Origin of the sequence: Kitasatospora sp. NPDC057518 (assembly GCF_042802075.1) — a bacterium.
Lineage (GTDB): Bacteria > Actinomycetota > Actinomycetes > Streptomycetales > Streptomycetaceae > Kitasatospora.
Window position 1 is genome coordinate 1 of record NZ_JBHVEU010000135.1, and the last position, 19,357, is coordinate 19,357.

Annotated in this window: 18 protein-coding genes and 1 riboswitch; of the genes, 7 read left to right on the top strand and 11 right to left on the bottom strand. The window is 73.5% G+C overall.

Features of this window, described 5'->3' with window-relative positions; all coding sequences use genetic code 11:
- Positions 1 to 45: 45 nt before the first annotated feature.
- The gene (locus ACFU7Z_RS16375; RefSeq protein WP_380777906.1) at positions 46 to 1,353 is read right to left on the bottom strand and encodes a hypothetical protein; all 1,308 of its coding nucleotides are present in this window, start codon (positions 1,351 to 1,353) and stop codon (positions 46 to 48) included.
- 262 nt (positions 1,354 to 1,615) lie between these two features.
- On the opposite strand from ACFU7Z_RS16375, the gene ACFU7Z_RS16380 reads away from it, so the two are divergent.
- Entirely contained in the window at positions 1,616 to 1,816 is a 201-nt protein-coding gene (locus tag ACFU7Z_RS16380) for a DUF5326 family protein (protein WP_049653234.1), read from the top strand.
- Positions 1,817 to 1,903: 87 nt separating this feature from the next.
- On the opposite strand, the gene ACFU7Z_RS16385 is transcribed toward ACFU7Z_RS16380, so the two are convergent.
- Positions 1,904 to 4,408, bottom strand: coding sequence for a PKD domain-containing protein (locus ACFU7Z_RS16385; protein WP_380777912.1), 2,505 nt, complete (start codon positions 4,406 to 4,408; stop codon positions 1,904 to 1,906).
- Between the two features lie 239 nt (positions 4,409 to 4,647).
- Positions 4,648 to 4,782: riboswitch (TPP riboswitch) on the top strand.
- Here ACFU7Z_RS16385 and thiC point away from each other — a divergent pair.
- On the top strand, positions 4,777 to 6,591 hold the full coding sequence (gene thiC / locus ACFU7Z_RS16390; protein WP_380777907.1) for a phosphomethylpyrimidine synthase ThiC: 1,815 nt from the start codon (positions 4,777 to 4,779) through the stop codon (positions 6,589 to 6,591). It overlaps the preceding riboswitch by 6 nt.
- A gap of 58 nt (positions 6,592 to 6,649) precedes the next feature.
- Here the strand turns inward: thiC and ACFU7Z_RS16395 are convergent, their stop codons facing one another.
- Both ACFU7Z_RS16395 and ACFU7Z_RS16400 read right to left on the bottom strand, forming a co-directional pair.
- Positions 6,650 to 7,081: an SRPBCC family protein gene (locus tag ACFU7Z_RS16395; RefSeq protein WP_074001975.1), complete on the bottom strand. Its 432-nt coding sequence runs from the start codon at positions 7,079 to 7,081 to the stop codon at positions 6,650 to 6,652.
- A gap of 17 nt (positions 7,082 to 7,098) precedes the next feature.
- The gene (locus ACFU7Z_RS16400; protein WP_074001976.1) at positions 7,099 to 7,455 is read right to left on the bottom strand and encodes a VOC family protein; all 357 of its coding nucleotides are present in this window, start codon (positions 7,453 to 7,455) and stop codon (positions 7,099 to 7,101) included.
- A gap of 113 nt (positions 7,456 to 7,568) precedes the next feature.
- Between ACFU7Z_RS16400 and ACFU7Z_RS16405 the strand changes: the two genes are divergently transcribed.
- Entirely contained in the window at positions 7,569 to 8,366 is a 798-nt protein-coding gene (locus ACFU7Z_RS16405) for a helix-turn-helix domain-containing protein (RefSeq protein WP_380777909.1), read from the top strand.
- A 15-nt stretch (positions 8,367 to 8,381) separates the two neighbouring features.
- On the opposite strand, the gene ACFU7Z_RS16410 is transcribed toward ACFU7Z_RS16405, so the two are convergent.
- Positions 8,382 to 8,822 carry a CBS domain-containing protein gene (locus ACFU7Z_RS16410; RefSeq protein ID WP_159028656.1) on the bottom strand — a complete coding sequence of 147 codons (441 nt, stop codon included), beginning with the start codon at positions 8,820 to 8,822 and terminating at the stop codon, positions 8,382 to 8,384.
- 307 nt (positions 8,823 to 9,129) lie between these two features.
- Between ACFU7Z_RS16410 and ACFU7Z_RS16415 the strand changes: the two genes are divergently transcribed.
- Positions 9,130 to 9,579, top strand: coding sequence for a DUF5994 family protein (locus tag ACFU7Z_RS16415; protein WP_375876529.1), 450 nt, complete (start codon positions 9,130 to 9,132; stop codon positions 9,577 to 9,579).
- Between the two features lie 205 nt (positions 9,580 to 9,784).
- Positions 9,785 to 10,222: an SRPBCC domain-containing protein gene (locus tag ACFU7Z_RS16420; protein ID WP_049659222.1), complete on the top strand. Its 438-nt coding sequence runs from the start codon at positions 9,785 to 9,787 to the stop codon at positions 10,220 to 10,222.
- Between the two features lie 91 nt (positions 10,223 to 10,313).
- Here ACFU7Z_RS16420 and ACFU7Z_RS16425 read toward each other — a convergent pair whose 3' ends face one another.
- A complete protein-coding gene (locus ACFU7Z_RS16425) occupies positions 10,314 to 10,700 on the bottom strand; it encodes a VOC family protein (RefSeq protein WP_074001979.1) in 387 nt (128 codons plus the stop codon).
- 134 nt (positions 10,701 to 10,834) lie between these two features.
- Between ACFU7Z_RS16425 and ACFU7Z_RS16430 the strand changes: the two genes are divergently transcribed.
- Entirely contained in the window at positions 10,835 to 11,758 is a 924-nt protein-coding gene (locus tag ACFU7Z_RS16430; RefSeq protein ID WP_074001980.1) for a LysR family transcriptional regulator, read from the top strand.
- Positions 11,759 to 11,779: 21 nt separating this feature from the next.
- Here the strand turns inward: ACFU7Z_RS16430 and ACFU7Z_RS16435 are convergent, their stop codons facing one another.
- The 5 genes from ACFU7Z_RS16435 to ACFU7Z_RS16455 form a co-directional block, all read right to left on the bottom strand.
- Positions 11,780 to 11,908 carry a hypothetical protein gene (locus ACFU7Z_RS16435; RefSeq protein ID WP_274538678.1) on the bottom strand — a complete coding sequence of 43 codons (129 nt, stop codon included), beginning with the start codon at positions 11,906 to 11,908 and terminating at the stop codon, positions 11,780 to 11,782.
- 430 nt (positions 11,909 to 12,338) lie between these two features.
- Positions 12,339 to 13,814, bottom strand: coding sequence for an alpha/beta hydrolase family protein (locus ACFU7Z_RS16440; protein ID WP_380777910.1), 1,476 nt, complete (start codon positions 13,812 to 13,814; stop codon positions 12,339 to 12,341).
- A gap of 138 nt (positions 13,815 to 13,952) precedes the next feature.
- Positions 13,953 to 14,936 carry a hypothetical protein gene (locus ACFU7Z_RS16445; protein ID WP_380777911.1) on the bottom strand — a complete coding sequence of 328 codons (984 nt, stop codon included), beginning with the start codon at positions 14,934 to 14,936 and terminating at the stop codon, positions 13,953 to 13,955.
- 272 nt (positions 14,937 to 15,208) lie between these two features.
- Positions 15,209 to 16,321: a metallophosphoesterase gene (locus ACFU7Z_RS16450; protein WP_380777913.1), complete on the bottom strand. Its 1,113-nt coding sequence runs from the start codon at positions 16,319 to 16,321 to the stop codon at positions 15,209 to 15,211.
- A 421-nt stretch (positions 16,322 to 16,742) separates the two neighbouring features.
- Complete coding sequence (locus ACFU7Z_RS16455) at positions 16,743 to 17,900, bottom strand: LacI family DNA-binding transcriptional regulator (protein WP_074001983.1); 1,158 nt, start codon at positions 17,898 to 17,900, stop codon at positions 16,743 to 16,745.
- Between the two features lie 342 nt (positions 17,901 to 18,242).
- On the opposite strand from ACFU7Z_RS16455, the gene hisC reads away from it, so the two are divergent.
- Entirely contained in the window at positions 18,243 to 19,322 is a 1,080-nt protein-coding gene (gene hisC / locus ACFU7Z_RS16460; protein ID WP_049651240.1) for a histidinol-phosphate transaminase, read from the top strand.
- Positions 19,323 to 19,357 lie beyond the last annotated feature (35 nt).

Here is a 19,357-nt window from a genome sequence, read left to right on the forward strand (position 1 = left end):
CCCGGGTGCTCCGGGGCCGGCGGGCCGGGCGGGATCGTGGCCGGATCAGCCGGTGACGTAGTAGCCGTTCACGTCGGCGATGAGGTCCAGTCCGAACCCGTGGTTGAAGACGGAGAACCTGCCCTCGGGGGTCACCGCGGTGGTCGCCGAGTTGGAGGTGTCCCGCGCCGCCCTCACGTTGAGGGTGGAGGTGTTCGGCGCCTGGCCGGGCCCGGGGAAGACGGTGAGGTGGCCGTCCGCGAGGACGTTGGTGGCCGTCACGTTCGTCTCGACCCCCATGGCGTTCGGCACGGAGCCGTCGGTGGGGACGGCCTGGACCTGCACGGTCGACCCGGTGGCCACCGAGTAGCCGTTCCGGGTGTCCAAGGCCCGCACCGGGTTCTTGAGCGCGCTGAACAGGCCCTTTCCGGACGGCCCGTAGTAGCCGACGACGTCGACGATGACGTGCACCCAGCCGGCGTGGTTGTAGAGGTTGATCCTCCCGTCGGGCCCGACCGGCACCACGACGCGGTTCGAAACCGTCGTGCCCGCCGGGAAGTTGACGTTCGAGCCGTTGGTGGGCCGGATCGTCCCGGTCGGGTACGCGGTCAGGAAGCTGTCCCAGGTGCCCTCCGTCGCGGTGACGTTGAGGATCACCGAGGTGGCGTCCGCGGTCCCCAGCTCGGGGCTGGCGACCAGGTACGAGCGCATCTCGTCGCCGCGGAGCCGGCCGGCGGTGCCGTTGTCGCGGCTGTCGGCGATCCGGGTGGGGGTCAGGGGGCCGTACTTGTCGGTCGCCGTGGGGTTGTAGTAGCCGACCACGTCGAGCACCACGTGGGCGGTGCCCGCGTTGTTGTACAGGGTGAGCCACGGGACGAAGCGGTTGACCGGGCCGGTCGCGACCGTGACCAGGTTGGAGATGGTCTGGCCGGCCCTGAAGTTGATGCTGGAGGTGGCGGGCTTGGTGCCCGGCGTGCCGGGGGTGCCGCTGACCGTCACGAAGCTGTCGGCGGTCGGGTCGGTCACGGTCACGTTGACCACCACGGCCGTGGCGTCGGCCGGGACGACGCCGTAGCACTCCTGCGGGGGGTGGTTGTGGCAGCCCGTGGCGATCGGGGTCGAGTAGTACTCGCCCTCCTGGACCGGCCAGACGCTGTGGGTCGCCGGGTTGCCCGCGCGGGTGTCCAGGATCCGGGTCGGGGCCATCCCGACGAATCCGGCCGGTGCGGTGGCGCCGGGGGCTGTGCCGGCGGCAGCGGTGGCGGCCGCCGGTGCAGTGGCCGGGGCGGCGGTCGCGGGCACCGCGGCGAGGGCCGCGACGGTGAGGCTGAGCGCCGCGAGAGCGGCGGTGGACATGGCTGTGCTGGCCCGCATGGGTCGGGTTCCCCCCTGGTAGACGGCGCCGGGAGGGCATGGTCCCGGCACTAGGTAGGACGTTCCGGAAGGCCGGGGGTTGTGCCGCGTCGGAGGAATTCTCGGGGGTCACCCGGGGGGTCGGGATCGGGGGGATCTCGGGGTTCTCTCCGGGCCGTTGGGCCTCGTTCCGGCACTCGCGCCACCGTACGATCGAAGTACCGAAAGCAAGCGGGATGCGGCACCGGACGGCGGCCGACCCGAGGGGAGAAGAGGAACCGACATGGCTGAGCTCTGGAAGTCGCTGCCCTCCTGGGTGCGCAACATCGTCATCCCGGTGCTGGTCCTGGTGCTGGCCTGGAACATCGTCGCCTTCGTGTTCGGCGTCGTCGGCGCACTGCTCTCGATCGTGATCAAGCTGCTGGTGGTGGTCGGTATCGCGGCCGCCGTGGTGGTCCTGGTGAAGAAGGCGGCCAAGAGCTGACCGGCCGCCCCGACCGCCGCCCTGAGGCCCGGCCCCCCGCGAGACGGGGAGCCGGGCCTCTGGCGTTCTCCGGTGTCCGGAGTGCTGCTACTGGTTGCGGTAGTAGCCGAAGAGGTCGGCGATGACGTCGGTCGTGCCGGCGTTGTTGGCGATGTCGAACCGGCCCTGGGCGTCGACCGGGATGGTGCCGTGGTTGGGGACGTCCAGTCCGGGGCTGGCGTTCAGGTTGCTGGTGCCGGGCTTGGCCGTCCCGGTGGCCCAGGCGGTGAGGTGGGTGGCCCCGGTGGTCCCGGTCGCCGTCAGGTTGACCACCGCGGCGGTCGCGCGCGCGGGCACGCCCTCGACCGTACGGCTGGAGAACGGACCGAACGGAGTGCTGTTCCGCGAGTCCAGCAGGCGGGTCGGGGTGACCGGGGTGAACAGGCCCTTGCCGTCCGGGCCGTAGTAGCCGAAGACGTCGACCACGAGGTGCGAACTGGAGGCGTTGGTGAAGAGCTCGACGCTGCCGTCCGCGCCCAGCGGGACCACCACCTGGTTGGGGATGTTCCGGCCCGGGGCGGTGTTGAGGTTGGAGCCGGCCGCGGGGCGCTGGGTTCCGCCGGGGTAGACGGTGACGAAGCCCGCCGAGGCGGACTCGGTGGCGGTCACGTTGAGCACCGCCGAGGTGGCGCCCGCCGGGACGCCGCCGGCGCCGGCCACCTGGAGCCGTCGGGGGGTGCCTCCGGTCAGCGGGGTGGCGTCGGAGCGGGTGTCGAGCAGCCGGGCCGGGGCGACGGAGGTGAAGCGGTCGGGGCTGCCGGCCGTGAAGTAGCCGAGGACGTCGGCGACGGTGTGCACGTAGCCCGCGTTGTTGCGCACCACCACCCTGCCGTCCGGGCCGATCGGCACGGTCACCAGGTTGGCGACGTCCTGGCCGGGGCCGAAGTTCACGTTCGAGGTGGTCGGCCGGGCGGCGGCGGACGGGTAGACGTCCAGGTGGCTGTCGGCGGTGCCCTCGGTGGCGGTCAGGTTGAGCACGACGGCCGTGGCGCCCGGGGGCACCAGGGTGCCGGCCGAGCCGGAGACGCGGTTGCGCAGGTCCAGGTCGATGGTCTCGCCGGGGCCGAGCCGCGGGTAGCGGCCGCCGGGCTGGCGGGAGTCCAGGATGCGGGTCGGCGCGATCGCGGTGTAGCCGGCCGGGGTGTAGTCGACGGTGACGTTCCGCTCCTCGGTTCGGGTGGTGCCGAACTCGTCGGTGATGGTCAGCCGCACGGTGTAGGTGCCGGGCTTGGCGTACACATGGCGCTCGGAGGACCGGTTCTCCCACGGCTTGGCCGGGCCGTCGCCGAAGTCGTAGGAGTAGCCGGTGATCCGCGAGGGGCTGACGGGGTTGGCCCTGACCGTCACGGCGAGCGGGTCGACGTCGTTCTCCGGGGTCACCGTGAGGTTGGCGCTTAGGGTGCCGATGACCTCGTACGCGCCGCGGTCGCGAAACCCGCCGTTCGGTCCGGTGTTGGCGACGTCCTCGTGGTCGAACGCGTCGTGGCCGAGCAGGTCGACGGTCGGAACGCCGGGCGCCTCGGGGCCGGCCGAGTCGATCACGCTGCGGGCCTGCCAGTTGCCCGCGGAGGACATGGGCACCGACAGGGGCGAGAAATCGAGGTCGAACGGGATCTGGTAGTTCACGTCGTGCTGGCCCTGGCCGGTCCCGGCCTGTAGCTCTGGGGCCATCTTGTAGGCGACGTCAGCCCACTTGTAGCTGGGCCAGCGGTCGGGGTTGTAGGACCAGACGGCGTTGTAGTCGAGGGTGGTTCCGTCGGTCGAGCCGGCGGCCACCTGGATGGCGCTCGCGGCCACGATGTTGTTGGTGATCGTCGAGTGGTCGGACGAGCCGGCCAGGTCGATGGTGACCTCGGGTGTCAGGTTGGTGGTGTTGTGGGTGACGACCGTGCCCGGTGCGTCGGTCACCGAGACGGCCGGCCCCCCGAGCGAGGAGATGAAGTCGTTGCCGGCGATCACCGTCCCGGCGATGCCCGCACCGACCTTCACACCACCGGTGGTCGCGCGGACGACCGAACGCTCGATCCGGACGTGGTCGCTGGCGCCGGTGACGGCGACGGCCGGCCGAGCGATCTTGTCGTCCCGCTGCTCGATCCAGTTGCCGGAGAGCTCGACCCGGCTGACCCCGTCGAGCTCGAAGTGGGTCACGTCGAAGCCGGAGAACACGACGTCGTGCTGGCCGGATATCTTCACCGCCTGTCGCAGCGGGCCGGCGATGACAGGGAAGGTCGACGTCCTGCCCGGGAGGGAGGACAGCTTGCCGATGCGGCCCGTGCCGCGGAAGGTGATCGGCTTGCCGGGCTCGCCGGAGCGCCGGACGGTCACATCCTCGGGGTAGGTGCCCGGCGAGACCTCCACGGTCTGGCCGGGCAGTACCCGGTCGGCGGCGGCCTGGACGGTGCAGAGCGGCTGGGCCTGGGTGCCCGGTCCGCTGTCCTTGCAGAGACCGCCCTGGACGTACAGGACGGCGGTCGGCTCGGCCGCGGCCGCAGGCAGTGGCAGGCCCACCACCGCGGAGACCACGGCGGCGCTCAGCCCGGCCACGTGACGCATGCGCACGATGCATTTCCCCCAAAAGTCGTCAAAGCCGCGAAACCCCGGGTGAGTGCGACCCGGTTGGGCCGTACACACTTTGATGGAGCGTCTGCGGAGTATTGGTGAGCATTATGGGGGCGAGGGAGGACACTTTCGGCCGCGGGGTCGGTGGACGCGGTCGGCCGCCGGCCCGTGAGGCGCTCTGGACCTGCGGCGATCCGCTCGCTACGGTGTTGGGCGTCGTGTGCAGGCAACACCGCCTGCGACGCGGGAGCTCGGAGCACCGGGCTGAGAGGACGCTGACCGGGACGTCGACGGACGGACCGACGGCTGCGTCGACCGCAGGAACCTGACCGGGTAATGCCGGCGTAGGGAGTAGAGGTCAGATGACCACGTTCGAAGCACAGCCGCAGTCTGTCCGGAGCGCCCCCAGCAGCGAGCGCACCGGCTACCCGACCCCGGCCTGGCACAAGGCCTACCGCGAGGGATCGCGCCCCGACCTGCGCGTCCCGTACCGCGAGGTGCGGCTCACCAACGGCGGGACCGTCCCGCTGTACGACACCTCCGGCCCGTACACCGACCCGTCGTACGAGCCCGACGTGCGGCGCGGCCTGCCCGCGCTGCGGGACCCCTGGATCCGCCAGCGCGGCGACGTCGAGGAGTACGACGGCCGCGAGTCGCGCCCCGAGGACGACGGGATCAAGCACACCTCGCCGCGCGGCGGGAACCTGCGCAACCTGGACGCCGTCTTCCCCGGCCGCCCGCGCCGTCCGCTGCGCGGCCGCGATGGTGCCGCCGTCACCCAACTCGCCTACGCCAAGCGGGGCGTGGTGACGCCGGAGATGGAGTTCGTGGCGCTGCGCGAGGGCCTGGCGCCCGAGTTCGTGCGGGCCGAGGTGGCCCGCGGCCGGGCCGTCATCCCGGTCAACGTGAACCACCCCGAGGTGGAGCCGGCCGTCATCGGCACCAACTTCCTGGTGAAGATCAACGCCAACATCGGCAACTCGGCCGTCACCTCCTCGATCGAGGAGGAGGTGGAGAAGATGACCTGGGCCACCCGCTGGGGCGCCGACACCGTCATGGACCTCTCCACCGGCCGCAACATCCACACCACCCGCGAGTGGATCCTGCGCAACTCCCCCGTGCCGATCGGCACCGTGCCGCTGTACCAGGCCCTGGAGAAGGTGGACGGCCGCGCCGAGGAGCTGAGCTGGGAGGTGTACCGGGACACCATCGTCGAGCAGTGCGAGCAGGGCGTCGACTACATGACCGTCCACGCCGGCGTGCTGCTGCGCTACGTCCCGCTCACCGCGCGCCGCAAGACCGGCATCGTCTCGCGCGGCGGCTCGATCATGGCGGCCTGGTGCCTGGCCCACCACCAGGAGAACTTCCTCTACACCAACTTCGAGGAGCTCTGCTCCATCCTCGCCTCCTACGACGTCACCTTCTCGCTCGGTGACGGCCTGCGTCCGGGCTCGATCGCGGACGCCAACGACGAGGCGCAGTTCGCCGAGCTGAAGACCCTCGGCGAGCTCGGCCGGATCGCCCGCGAGCGGGACGTCCAGGTGATGATCGAGGGCCCGGGCCACGTCCCGATGAACAAGATCCGGGAGAACATGGATCTCCAGAAGGAGATCTGCGACGAGGCGCCGTTCTACACCCTCGGCCCGCTGACCACGGACGTCGCCCCCGGCTACGACCACATCACCTCGGGCATCGGCGCCGCGATGATCGCCTGGTGGGGCACCGCGATGCTCTGCTACGTGACCCCCAAGGAGCACCTGGGCCTGCCCAACCGGGACGACGTCAAGACCGGCGTGATCACCTACAAGATCGCCGCCCACGCCGCCGACCTGGCCAAGGGCCACCCCGGCGCCCAGGCCTGGGACGACGCCCTCTCCGACGCCCGCTTCGAGTTCCGCTGGGAGGACCAGTTCAACCTGGCCCTCGACCCGGAGACCGCCCGCGACTTCCACGACGAGACCCTCCCCGCCGAGCCCGCCAAGACCGCGCACTTCTGCTCGATGTGCGGCCCGAAGTTCTGCTCGATGAAGATCTCCCAGAAGATCCGCGACGAGCACGGCGACGGATCCACCGCCGTCTCCAGTGAGTTCGACGCCGAGGCGCTGGCCGGCATGGCCGAGAAGTCCGCCGAGTTCGCGGCCCAGGGCAACAAGGTCTACCTCCCGCTGGTGGACTGACCCGGGACGCCGGAGCGCCGCCCCGATCAGCTCGGGGCGGCGCTTTCGCGGTCCTCCGCTACCTCCCGGCGTCGGGGCCGGCGACCGGTGCGGCGGCCTCCAGCGTGCGGCGGATCACCGCCGAACCGTGCTCGACGGACTCGGCGATCGGTGCGGCCAGGGCCTCGGGCAGGACGTCGGTGTGCCACACGAACCTCGTCCGGCCGCCGGCCTCCGGAAGGGCCTGCATGGACGCGTGGTGGTGGGACGGGTGGAGGCTGCCGCCGACGACCGTGTAGGCGACCCGCATCGCCTCGTGGTCGAGGTCGACGAGCCGTTCGAGCACGATCGTGCCGTCGGCGAAGGTGACGGTGCGCGTGTCCGAGCTCAGCACGGTGTCGGTGACGAACCCGGGCGCCAGCCGCTCGTGCACCGCGCCGTAGTCGCTGAGCACCGACCACACCGCTTCGGGGCGGGCGTCGATGACGAGTTCCTTGTGGATCGAGGCCATGGGTGGTCGACTCCTCGTCAGGCCGAAGCGATGCAGAACAGGTGGCCCTCGGGGTCGGCGAGAACGGTCCAATCGCCTTCGCCGGGCTGGAACTCCGGCCTGGTCGCCCCCGCCGCGAGCAGCTCCTTCACCGCGGCCTCGGGGTCGGCGACGGCGAAGTCGAGGTGGGCGTGCTTCGCGGCGTCGGGCCAGCCGGGCCCCCGGTAGCCGGCGACCCGCTGGAAGGCCAACCGGACCGGTCCCGCGCCGAGTTGGACGAAGTCGTCGTCGGCCTGCCCGAGGTCCCAGCCGGTGACCTGGCGGTAGAACCCGGCGAGGGCCCGGGGGTCGGCGCAGTCGATGGTGATCGCGGTGAGCTCCGCGTGGACGGCCATGGATGGCTCCCTTCCTGTCGTCACGTGGGCCCCAGCATCCGGGGTGACGGCACCGGAGGTCTTGAAGATCCTTGCGGGCCGTCCTGTCGTACCCGGCGGGTACCGTCCGCGGCATGCTGTCCGCATCGACCCTCGCCGCCCGGCCGGAGTTCACCGTGACCGTGGTGGGGTGCCGCTCCGACCACACCCGGTGGTCGCAGCCGGAGAGCCGCGACGACCACCGCCTGGTGCTGGTGCGACGCGGCAGGTTCCGGCGGTCGGCCGACGGCACCGACACCGATCTGGACGCGACCACGGCCTACCTGGGCGCGCCCGGCGAGCAGGAGCGCTTCGCGCACCCGGCCGGCGGCGACGTCTGCACGTCGGTCAGGTTCGAGCCCTCCCTCCTCGGGCGCCCGCCCGCCGCGACGACGGTGTATGTCGACGCGCGCGTCGACCTCGCCCACCGCCGTCTGGTCGCCGCCGCGGGCACCGGCGACATCGACTACGCGCTGGCGGAGGAACTGCTCCGCCTCGTCGCGGCCGCTGTCGGTGAGCCGACCGCCCGCGCCCGGCGGGCAGGCAGGCCGGCCGACCGGGCGCTGGCCGCGGCGGCGCGCGAGGCGATCATCGAGGAGGCCCCGGAGGCCGGTGGGCTCTGCGCGCTGGCCGCGCTGCTGGAGGTGTCGCCCTACCGGCTGAGCCGGGTGTTCTCCAGGGAGACGGGCGTCTCGCTGACCCGCTACCGCAACCGCGTACGCGTCACCCGGGCCATGGACCGGATCGTCGAGGGCGAACCCGGCCTCGCCGCCCTGGCGGCCCAGCTCGGCTTCGCCGACCAGGCGCACCTGACCCGCGTCGTCCGCGAGCACGTGGGGCACACACCCACGGCACTGCGCCGGCTGCTCGCCCCGGGCCCGGGCCCGTCATGAGCCGGCGGGGCGGGGTCACGCGGGCACGGTGACGACCAGGTCGGGGGCGAGCAGGCCGGCGGCGCGGTCCGCGGTCAGCGCGCCGAGGATGTAGCCGTCCTCGTCGACGACGGGCCAGACCGCGAGGTGCTTGATCCGCATGGCGATCGCGGCCAGGGCCAGGCCCATGGTCGGCCAGGCGAACGGGCCTCGCTGGTGGGTGGTCGAGCTGATCGCGGTCCGCTCGGCGTACCAGGAGCGGGTGAGGAACGGATGGAGTCCGGTGCGGGTGACCAGCCCCTCGCAGCGGCCGTCGTGGCCGCGGACGAGCAGGTAGTCGAGGTGGGCGCCGCGGAGGACGTCGTCGGCCTGGTCGACGGTGCTGTCGTCGGCTATCTGGTAGTCGCAGGGGTCCATGGCATCGGCGACCGTGAGGCCGTGGCAGGGTCGTGCGGGCTGGGGCGAGTGAGTGGTCACGGCGTTCACCGCTTCCCGTCTCCGGCCGCCCGCCGGAGCGGGGCCTGCCGGGCTGTCCTTCACCCAGAACGAAGCCGGAACGGGACCGGGATGCGGGTTGCCCTGGATGTCTCCGAGGCTACTCCCCGGGCGGACGGGGCGGCGGGCGGTGCGCGGGACGGGGCGGAGAGCGGGGCGGCGGTCGGCCCGGGGGAGGCCGTGGCGGAGTAGCGTGGGAGGCAGCCAAGGACATTCCGCACACCGGCATCAGCGTCGACGTCGCCCTGGGTCATGACGGGTCCCTCGTGGACCGGACGGGCGGCCTCAGATGATGCCGATCCCCCTCCCCAACCCTTCGCCCACAGGGCCGTGGACGGTGCCCGGTGCGCCGCTGCTGCCGCGCCTGGAGCTGGAGCCGACGCAGTCGCGGGAGGGCGTCTTCGACGGGGCCTGGTGGCCCCGCTCGAACCAGGTCAGCACCGAACTGCCGGACCTGATCACCGCGCTCGGCGCCCACTTCGGGCGCATCCTCCGGGTCGGCCTCGACACCTCGGCGTGGGACGGTGTGCCCCGGTCCGTGATGGCGAACGGCCTGATGATCAGGATCAACTGGTTCCCGGGCAGCGACGCGACGATCAGCGTCACCCGGGGCCTCCAGGACCACTTCCTGCTGCTGGTGGTGCCGCCCGGCACCGACCCGACGACGGCCGCCTCGGCGATGGCCGGCGCCTCCGCGACCGGGAACCACACCCCGGCGGCGGAACTCCTGCTCGGCTGACGGCCGTCGGCGCTGCGCGGGCAGCGGGCAGCGGGCAGCGGGCAGCGGGCAGCGGGCACCGGCTCCGGGTCAGGCTCAGGAGAGCTCGTCGGAAGAGCTCCGGAGAACTCGTCGGAAAAACTTTCGCGGGGAGCGATGAGTTCTCGGGGCGGTCCCGGTCTACCCCTGTGCAAGCGACAGACGTGACCACGGAGGAGATTCCGAGATGACCGAGAACCTGGGCGAGCTGACCATCACCCGCGAGCTGCCGGGCGCCCCCGCCGCCGCGTTCGAGGCGTACTTCGAGCCGGAGCAGTTCGTCCGCTTCTGGGGTCCGGTCGGCACCCACGTGCCGCTGGACACCGTGACCATCGAGGCGAAGGAGGGCGGGCGCTACGACAGCACCATGGTGGTCGACGAGACCGGCGACCGGTACCCGCTGAAGGCGGAGATCACCGAGATCCGGGCGGGCGAGTTCTTCGCGATGGTGGAGGAGGGCTCGGGCATGCGGTCCACCCTCACCTTCACCGGGCTCGACGAGGGCCGCACCCGGGTGGTGCTGCACCAGACCGGGGTGCCGGAGATGTACCGCGGCCCGGAGGCCGAGGCGGGGCTGAACTCCAGCTTCGACCGGCTGGTCGAGCACCTCGCCGGCCGGAGCTGACCCGGCGGCCGGCCGCGTGCCGTCCCGGCCCGGTGCTCGGGCCGGGGGCGGCGCCGCTCGGCGGTCGGCGCCCTTCGGCGGTCGGCGCCGCTCAGCGGTCGGCGTCCTGGGGGTACCAGCGGAGTTCGACGGTGTTGCCGTCCGGGTCCTGGACGTAGACGGAGGTCGCGGTGCCGCGGGCGCCGTAGCGGGGGACGGGGCCTTCGAGGACGGTGAAGGTGCCGGCGTCGATGACCTCCTGCCAGTCGAGGGGCTCGACGGTGAGGCAGAAGTGGTCGACGTTGGACTCGTGCCGGGGGCCGTGGACCAGGTCGATGATGGTCTCGGCGCCGACCCGGACGGACGGGAACGGCGCCCGGCCGGCCCGCCACTCGTCGACCCGGACGGGGGCCAGGCCGAGCAGGCCGGAGTAGAACGCCAGCGAACGCTCGACGTCGGCGACGTTGAGGACCAGGTGGTCGAAGGCTACGACGCGCATGGGTGATCGGCTCCGCTCGGGTGCGACTGCTGGGGACGGGTTCCACGATCCTCCTGGCCGGAGGCCTGATCAACGCGTGATCGTCGTACGATCGTTGAGCCGCATTCAACGATCGAGGGGCGGGCGGGGCCGGGATGCTGGAGCGGCTGGAGATCGAGGTCGTCCTCGCGCTCGCCGAGGAGCTGCACTTCGGGCGGACCGCCGAGCGGCTGCACCTGACCACGGGGCGGGTCAGCCAGGTGGTGCGGAAACTGGAGCGCCGGATCGGCGCGCAGCTGTTCGACCGCACCAGCCGGTCGGTCCGACTCACCGCGGTGGGGCGGCAGTTGGCCGAGGACCTGGTGCCGGTGGCGGCGGCGACGGAGGCGGCGCTGCGCCGGGCGGAGGACGCCGCCCGGGGCGTCACCGGGGAGCTCCGGGTGGCGTTCCTCGGGGAGTGGACGGCGCCCGTGCTGCTCAAGGCGGCCGCGCTGTTCGGCGAGCGGTACCCGGACTGCCGGGTGGACGTGCGCGAGGTGCAGCTGTCCAACTCCCGGTCGAGCCTGGAGGACGGCTCGGTCGACGTCCTGATCGCCTCCTACCCGTTCGACGGCATGGCCCGCGGGCCGGTGCTGCTGACCGAGCGGCGGGTCCTCGCGGTGGCGGCCGGGCACCCGCTGGCCGCGGAGCGGTCGGTGTCGGTCGAGGTGCTCGCCGACCACCCGGTGGTGCAGTACCCGGCCGTCACCTCGGCGGGCTTCAAGCGCGACCGCACCCCCGACCGCACCCCGTCCGGCCGTCCGGTGCCCAAGGGCCCGTCCGGCGGCACCTTCTCCGAGCTGCTCAGCCTGGTCGCGATGGGCCGCGGCGTCCTCCCGGTCGGCGAGCACTCCCGCCACTACTACCCGCGCCCGGACGTCGCGTACGTGCCGATCCACGACGCGCCCCCGATCGAGCGCGGCCCGGTCTGGCTGGAGAGCAACACCACCGCCCGGGTCCGCGCCTTCGTCCGGGCGGCGACGAACGTCGTCGCGGAGCGGCCCGGGGGCGCGCCGCTCCGCGCGCCGGCGACGGACTGACCGCGCCCGCCCCGAAGCGGCTCAACTCGCCCTGCGCCGACGGTAGTAGTGCACGGTGAGCACGGCGAGGAGCGGACCCCAGGCGGCCGGCGGCAGGTAGCCGATCCAGAACACGACGGTCTGCCAGCCGTGGGTGACGACCCCGCCCACACCTCGCCCCAGCGGGCGACCAGGCCGAAGCAGAGGAGGGCCAGCGCCTCGCTGACCACGCTGAGCGCGAGGATGCACGCCCAGCCTCCGTCGAACGGGGCGGGGTCCCGCTCCGCTGGTGTCGGGCCGTGGTCGAGCAGCGGCAGGCCGACGATGAAGCCGCCGATCCGCCAGAGGCAGGAGGGCAGGACGGCCAGGGTGATCGCGTACCCGGTGCGGACCGCCCAGCGGGGCACGCCCGGTGCGGGGGTGCCGTGCAGTCGTGCCGCGATCGTCCGTGCGCCCATGGTTCCGCCTCCCGACCCGGGCGGACGCGGTCCGTCCACCACCGGCTCCGACCCTCCCGGAGCGGGCCGGCCGGGGCGTCCTCATCCGGGCCGAACCCGCTCCCCCGGGCGAGGGAGCGGGCCGTTGCCCCGATGGCGGGGGGTCAGGGCAGCAGCAGTCCCCAGGACAGGGCCCAGGGCAGGAACACCAGCCCGGCCAGCAGCAGGGCGCCCAGCCGCGCCCGGTCGGCCAGGGAGGCGGCGGCCAGGGCGGCCCGCTCCCGCCGGGCACCGGCCGCGGCGACGGCGGCCGCCCCGAGGGCGGACAGCGCGAGCAGCTGGACGGCCAGCCAGACCACCGGGCGGCCGAACAGGACCGGGCCGGGGAACATCGCGGCGGTGAGCATCAGGAAGAGCAGGTAGCCGAGGGCGCCCAGGAGGGCGGCCGTTCCGGCGAGGGCGGCCCAGCGGGCGGCCCGGGGCAGGGCGGCCGGGCGCGGCCGGCGGCGCAGGCGGCGGACGGCGCCGCTCAGCGCGTAGCCCGCGAAGCCGGTCAGGCAGAGCAGGGTGGCGACGACCTCGAACCAGGTGGACTCGTACCAGGGGAGCGGGTCGAGCGCGAGGCTGCGGGTGTCCTGGTGCGGGGCCGGGTCGGCGGAGGCGGCGGGGAGGCCGGTGGCGAGCCGCTGGATCCAGGCGGACTCGGTCCCGGCGTAGTCGGCGGGGAGCAGGTCGGGCCGGTCGTAGCCGTCGTCCCGGGTCAGGTGCAGGTTGTGCCGGACGTCGGGGACGGTCCGCAGCGTGTAGTGGGTGTTGCCGCCGCGGTCGAGGGCCCGGCGGATGATCGTCGCGCTCTCCTCGGGGGCGGCCTCGCGGTCGAGCGTGCCCCACTCGGCCAGGACGGGCTGGCGGACCCGCTCCCACACCGGTACCGGGTCGTAGTCGGCCTCCGGGAAGAGCCCGGCCGCCGAGAGCAGGCGGACGGAGGTGTCCGAGAGCGCGGTGACCAGCGAGCCGGAGACGCCGGCGTGGCGCAGGTAGCCCCGGTACGCCCAGGCCTGCTGGCAGGCCGGGGTGAGGCCGACGGCCCCGACGGTGACCAGGTACGCCGCCTCGGTGGTGCGGGTGGCGGCGAGCGAGGCCACCCACGCGCCCTCGGACAGGCCCCACAGGCCGACCCGGTCCGGGGCGACCTCCGGCCGGGCGCGCAGCAGCCGGACGGCGGCCAGGGCGTCGTCGGCCAGCTGCCCGTAGTCCCGGTGGGTCGTCGAGTAGCCGTCGGTGCGCTTGTCGAAGACGAGGACGGTGACGCCGTGCCGCGCGTACGACTCGGCGGCGGCGCGCAGCTCGGCGAGCGGGCCCGGGCCGGCCCCGGGGAGCATGACCAGTCCGGGGCCGGGGGTGCCGGCCTTCGCGCCGGGCGCGGCCAGCACCAGGCCGTGCAGGACGGTGCCGCCGGCGCCGGTGAAGTCGACCGGGTTGGGGACCGGATCGCCCGCCGCGGGCGCGTCGCCCGCCGCCTCGGCTGCGGCTGCTTCGGCTCCGACGCCGGGGAGCAGCCCCAGCAGGGCCGCCAGCAGGGCGGTGACCAGCAGCAGGGCCGGTCCGGTTCGGGCCGGTCGGACGGGTCCGGTGCGCATCGCTGGTCTCCCCCGGGTCGTGCTCCACTCGTGGGTTCCAGCCTGGCGGGCAGCGGGGCCCGGGACGATGGTGGCCGCCCCCGGACCGGGGGTGGGGATGTCCCCCGGTCCGGGGGCGCCGGCCGGGGAGCGGAGGGTTCAGCGGACCTCGTCGGGTCCGGTGAAGTCGGGTGGGGTGTACCCGGGTCCGGTGAAGTCGGGTGGGGTGAAGCCGGCGGGGCGGGGGACGCGGCCCTCGCGGTCGGTGAGTTCTTCGGCGTCGGGTCCGGTGAAGTCGGGTGGGGTGTACCCGGGTCCGGTGAAGTCGGGTGGGGTGAAGCCGGCGGGGCGGGGGACGCGGCCTTCGCGGTCGGTCAGTCCTTCGGCGCCGGGGCTGGTGAACGAGGGTGAGCTGTAGCCGGGGCCGGTGAAGTCCGGGCTGCTGAAGTCGGGGCCGGTGCCGTCGGGGCGGCTGACTCCGGGTCGGGCTGCCGGGGTCGGCACCGGCGGCAGCGCGTCGAGCAGGTACGGGAGGAGTCCGCGCTCGCGCAGCGCGGTGCGCCATTCGCCGTGGGCGTCGCCGAGTTCGGCGGCGAGCTCCGGGTCGGTGCCGGCCGGGGCGGCGGCGGCGCCGTCGCGCAGGGCGGTGAGCAGCAGCCCGATGATGCCGATGGCCATCGCGGCGACCCCGGCGGCGAGCGCCACCCAGCCGGCCGTGACCAGGGAGCCGGCGAGGGCGAGGCCCGGCTCGGCGGCGCGCAGCAGGTAGCCGATCAGCAGCAGGAACAGGGCGGCGGCCCAGGCCAGGATCGGGGTGAGCACGGTGAGGACGGGGAACGGTCCGCCTCCGCCGCCGCCGGTGCGCAGCTGGGTGAGCAGCCCGGGGTTGGCGGGTTCGCCGCCGGGCGGTGGCGGGGGCGTGCTGTGCAGGGCCTCGCGCAGCCGGGTGTAGTGGGCGTACTCGGTGGCGGCCGCGGCGTTGACGCGGTCGGCGTCGCGCAGGGCGCGGAGGCGCAGTTCGGCGGTGGCGAGCGCGCCGGGTGCGCGCAGGGCGGTGAGGACGGTGCGGTCGCGCAGGGCTTCCGTGAGGAGGCGCTCGTACTCCGGGCGGTCCTCGGCGAGCAGGGGCGGGGGGTTGGTCATGGGGACCCCGTTCGTGCGGACCCCGTTCGCTCGGCCCCGGGGGCGTACGGCCCTCAGGACGCCGAAACGGGCGCGGAGGCGGGCCGCCGGACGGGCGGCCGGGTGTGGTGTGCCTCATGGTAGGGGCGGGCACGCCCGGGCTGACAGTCGGTTTCCGGAATTTCGCGCCCCCGGACGCGCGCGTGCGACGGTTCGGGCGCCGGGAACAACTGTTCTATGCCTGGCGTCAGTTGGCGTACGGCCGGGCGGTCGGGTGACAGGCGGCCGGGCGGTCAGCCGATGGGCAGCCGGGCGACCAGCAGCCGTCCCTCCATGGTGACGCCGCCGTCCATCGCCACCGCGAGGTCGTCCGCGTACACGTACGGCCCGGGGATGTGCGGCGGCTGGCCGTCGTCGTTGTGCACCGCGCCGGTGAGGTACGGGATCGGGCTGTGCCCGTGCACGATCCGGCTGCCGCCGTAGGTGTCCAGCAGCTCGTGGACGGCCAGCGGCCCGGCTTCGCCGCGGAAGGCGAACCGCTTGGTGAAGCGGCGGAAGCAGTCCCACCACTCGTCCACGCTGCCGTCGGCGAGCAGGCTGTGCACCGCGTCGTTGACGTCGGGGATGGACTCGCCGTACTCCAGGTACGCGGTGGTGTCGGAGTGCAGCAGCAGGTGGCCGTCCTCCACCGCCATGGCGGGGAGCCGGGAGAGCCAGCTGATGTGGTGCGCCTCCAGGCGGTCCAGGTCGTTCTGCTGGCCGCCGTTGAGCCGCCAGGCGGCGAGGAAGGAGGCGGTGCCGGCGGTGGACTGGACGGGCTCGTCGCCGTACTTGGCGGCGCCGAGGAAGAGCAGTTCGTGGTTGCCCATCAGGGCGCGGCAGTAGCCGCCGGCCGCGGCGGCCTCGGCGGCCAGCTGCATGACCAGGTCGATGACGCCGATGCCGTCGGGGCCGCGGTCGGTGAAGTCGCCGAGGAACCAGATCCGGGCGCGGCCGGCGGACCAGTGGCCGTCGGCGTCGATCAGGCCCTGGTGGCGCAGCTCGGCGCGCAGCTCCTCCAGGTAGCCGTGGACGTCGCCGACGACGTAGACCGGGCCGGGGGGCTCGCCGGGGCCGGGGGCCGGGTACGGGTAGGTCGGCGCGGCGGGGTCGGGCAGCGGCGGGCCGAGCTCGATGGTCGGCGGGTCGTCGCGGCCGGCGAGCTGGAGCGCCGGGGAGGGCTGGTCGGGCAGGGTGGGCTCGTAGCCGCCCTGGTCCTGGCCTTCGTAGCCGCCCTGCTCCTGGCCGCCCTCGTACCCGCTCCGCTCCTGACCGTCGTACCCGCCCTGCTCCTGGCCCCCCTCGTACCCCGGTCCGTTCTCGTAGCCGCCCTGTCCCTGCTGCGCGAAGGCCGGGCTGTGGTCCATGCCGATCCCCTGGGCGTGCACGGTGTGGCCCTGGCCGTCGGCGGGCCAGTGCTGCTCCAGGTAGCGGGCTCCGCCGTAGCCGCTGTAGGTCTCCCCGTCGTGGGTCTCCCCGTCGTACGGGGCCGCGGGGTAGCCGGTGGAGGGATCGGGTTCGTAATAGGTGCCGTACGGCAGCACGTCGAGGTCCGGCTGGTGGCGGGGGCCTGAGTGGGGGTGCTCAGGCCCGGGGAAGCGGTCCTCGGGTGTCATTCGCCCATCATAGGAAGACCACTCTCCCGGCGTCGTCACCTGGTGGGTATCCAATCCTCCGGAGCGTCAGCCGGGCGGCCCCACAAGGTCCGTTTTGTCCCGGCTCGGTACGGTCTCGTCAGCTCTGCCCGGGCGCGGCGGCCCGGTCCCGGGGCCGCCGCGGCGCGGTGGTCTAAACCTCGCCCGGCGACCGGGGCGGGCTGACGGTGGTGCGCGGACTCCGGCGCTGGGAGGACGCGCGGACGATCAGTTCGGTCGGCATCAGGGTGCCCGGCGGCGGCCCGGTGCCGGCGGTGCGGAACCGGGGCGGGAAGAGCCGGGCGATGTCGACGCCCGTCCCGGAGTCCACGCCCTCGATCGCGTCGATGAGCAGGTTGACCACGGTGGTGCCGATCTTGCGCGGCTTGAGCGAGAGCGTGGTGATCGGCGGTTCGGTGGTCGCGTAGACGTCGCTCTCGCTACAGCAGACCAGCAGCAGGTCGTCCGGCACCCGCAGGCCGTACCGGCGGGCGGCGGCCAGCAGGTCGGTGCCGTTGGGGTCGAACAGCCCGTAGACGGCGTCCGGCCGGTCGGGCCGGGCGAGCAGCCGGTCGGCGGCGACGGCGCCGGCGGCCGGGTCGTGCGCCGGGTAGGTCTCGTACACCGGCTCCTGGCCGACCTTGGCGCACCAGCCGAGGTAGGCCTCGGTGGAGAGCCGGGTGTAGGTGTCGGTGCTGGTGCCGGTGAGCAGGCCGATGCGGCGGGCGCCGGCCTCGGAGAGGTGGTCGAGGATGCCGAGCACGGCGGCCTCGTGGTCGTTGTCGACCCAGGCGGTGACCGGGCAGTTGCCGGGCTTGCCGTCGCTGACCACCGGGACGCCGGACCGGTACAGCTCGCTCACCAGGGGGTCCTGGTCGGGCGGGTCGATGACCACGGTGCCGTCGAGGGCGATGTTGCCCCAGACGTCGTGGCGGGAGGAGGCGGGCAGCACCACCAGCGCGTAGCCGCGGCCGAGGGCGGCGCTGGTGGCGGCCCGGGCCATCTCGGCGAAGTACGCGAACTCGGTGAAGGTGAACGGCTCTTCACCGTAGGTCGTGACGGTCAGGCCGATCAGGCCGGACCGTCCGGTGCGCAGGGTGCGGGCGGCCGCGGAGGGGCGGTAGCCGAGGCGCTCGGCGACCTCGCGCACCCGGCTGCGGGTCTCGTCGGGCAGGCGGCCCTTCCCGTTCAGCGCATCGGAGACAGTGGTGATCGACACTCCGGCGGCTGCTGCCACATCCCGGATGCCGGCCCGCTCCAGACGCCGTGAGGTGGTGGGACGCCGACCGCTCTGGTTGGCTGCTGCTGTCATGGCGGACCGATCGTATGGCTCCTGACAAGGGTCTGTGACCGGCGCATCGGGAGCCCGCAAAGATACGTTTCTCCACGAGTGAGCCGGGGTGCGCCCCTTCGATACCCGCCTGAAACCAGGCCTCTTACCTCTGACATGTGCCAAAGGAACCGGGCAGAATGGCTGATCTGCGCCTGTAACCCGACCGGGCATCTCACTCCTACGGGTGAGGGCGGTCGGTATCGTGCAAGGCACCCGACCGGGGTGGTCCGGACGCGTCACGAGGTCCCGGGCACGGCGGCGACCCCGTCCGTGGCGGGCGAGCGCACCGGAGAGTTCCGCAACTGGAAACGGAGTACGACCGTGAGCAGTGGTACGTCAGCGCAGGGCCCGCGGCTGCGGCCGACCCTCGACGGCATCCCCACGTACAAGCCCGGCAAGCCGGCCGGCGCCGACGCCTACAAGCTGTCCTCGAACGAGAACCCCTACGAGCCGCTGCCCGGCGTGCTGGAGACGGCGGTCAAGGCGGCCGGCTCGTTCAACCGCTACCCCGACATGGGCGTCACCGAGCTGACCTCGGTGCTGGCCGAGCGCTTCGGGGTGCCCGCCGAGCACATCGCCACCGGCACCGGCTCGGTCGGCATCGCCCAGTCGCTGGTGCTCGTCACGGCCGGCCCGGGCGACGAGGTGATCTTCGCCTGGCGCTCCTTCGAGGCGTACCCGATCGTCGCCACCGTCGCCGGGGCCACCCCCGTCCCGGTGCCGCTCAAGGCGAACGGCGACCACGACCTGGACGCGATGCTCGCCGCGATCACCCCGAACACCCGGCTGGTCTTCGTCTGCAACCCCAACAACCCCACCGGCAACGTGATCCACCGCGCCGAGCTGGAGCGCTTCCTGGACGCCGTCCCGGCCGACGTCCTGGTCGTCGTCGACGAGGCCTACATCGAGTTCATCCGCGACCCCGAGGTGCCCAACGGCATCGACCTCTACCGGGACCGCCCGAACGTCTGCGTGCTGCGCACCTTCTCCAAGGCGTACGGCCTGGCGGGCCTGCGGGTCGGCTTCGCGATCGCGCACGAGCCGGTGGCGGCCGCGCTGCGCAAGGTCGCCACCCCGTTCGGCGTGAGCCGGCTCGCCCAGGACGCGGCCGTCGCCTCGCTGCGCGCCGAGGAGGCGCTGCTGGAGCGGGTGGAGGCGCTGGTCGAGGAGCGCACCCGGGTGGTGGCCGGGCTGCGCGCCCAGGGCTGGGAGATCCCGGACTCGCAGGCCAACTTCGTCTGGCTCTGGCTCGGCGACCGCTCGCAGGAGTTCGCCGCCGCGTGCGCCGAGGCCGGTGTGATCGTGCGGCCGTTCCCGGAGGGCGTGCGGGTGTCGATCGGCGAGGCCGAGGGCAACTCGATCTTCCTGGCGGTGGCGGAGGCCTTCCGCAAGTCGCTCTGACTCTTCCCTTGGGGCCCGCAGGGGCGCGTCGGTCC

What these genes read in the sequence shown, in the direction of transcription:
- ACFU7Z_RS16450 (WP_380777913.1), bottom strand. Translation starts at nt 16,321, where the DNA reads ATGGACCACAGCCCGGCCTTCGCGCAGCAGGGACAGGGCGGCTACGAG.
- ACFU7Z_RS16445 (WP_380777911.1), bottom strand. Translation starts at nt 14,936, where the DNA reads ATGACCAACCCCCCGCCCCTGCTCGCCGAGGACCGCCCGGAGTACGAG.
- ACFU7Z_RS16380 (WP_049653234.1), top strand. Translation starts at nt 1,616, where the DNA reads ATGGCTGAGCTCTGGAAGTCGCTGCCCTCCTGGGTGCGCAACATCGTC.
- ACFU7Z_RS16415 (WP_375876529.1), top strand. Translation starts at nt 9,130, where the DNA reads ATGATGCCGATCCCCCTCCCCAACCCTTCGCCCACAGGGCCGTGGACG.
- thiC (WP_380777907.1), top strand. Translation starts at nt 4,777, where the DNA reads ATGACCACGTTCGAAGCACAGCCGCAGTCTGTCCGGAGCGCCCCCAGC.
- ACFU7Z_RS16425 (WP_074001979.1), bottom strand. Translation starts at nt 10,700, where the DNA reads ATGCGCGTCGTAGCCTTCGACCACCTGGTCCTCAACGTCGCCGACGTC.
- ACFU7Z_RS16455 (WP_074001983.1), bottom strand. Translation starts at nt 17,900, where the DNA reads ATGACAGCAGCAGCCAACCAGAGCGGTCGGCGTCCCACCACCTCACGG.
- ACFU7Z_RS16375 (WP_380777906.1), bottom strand. Translation starts at nt 1,353, where the DNA reads ATGCGGGCCAGCACAGCCATGTCCACCGCCGCTCTCGCGGCGCTCAGC.
- ACFU7Z_RS16430 (WP_074001980.1), top strand. Translation starts at nt 10,835, where the DNA reads ATGCTGGAGCGGCTGGAGATCGAGGTCGTCCTCGCGCTCGCCGAGGAG.
- ACFU7Z_RS16440 (WP_380777910.1), bottom strand. Translation starts at nt 13,814, where the DNA reads ATGCGCACCGGACCCGTCCGACCGGCCCGAACCGGACCGGCCCTGCTG.
- ACFU7Z_RS16420 (WP_049659222.1), top strand. Translation starts at nt 9,785, where the DNA reads ATGACCGAGAACCTGGGCGAGCTGACCATCACCCGCGAGCTGCCGGGC.
- ACFU7Z_RS16400 (WP_074001976.1), bottom strand. Translation starts at nt 7,455, where the DNA reads ATGGCCGTCCACGCGGAGCTCACCGCGATCACCATCGACTGCGCCGAC.
- ACFU7Z_RS16405 (WP_380777909.1), top strand. Translation starts at nt 7,569, where the DNA reads ATGCTGTCCGCATCGACCCTCGCCGCCCGGCCGGAGTTCACCGTGACC.
- ACFU7Z_RS16385 (WP_380777912.1), bottom strand. Translation starts at nt 4,408, where the DNA reads ATGCGTCACGTGGCCGGGCTGAGCGCCGCCGTGGTCTCCGCGGTGGTG.
- ACFU7Z_RS16395 (WP_074001975.1), bottom strand. Translation starts at nt 7,081, where the DNA reads ATGGCCTCGATCCACAAGGAACTCGTCATCGACGCCCGCCCCGAAGCG.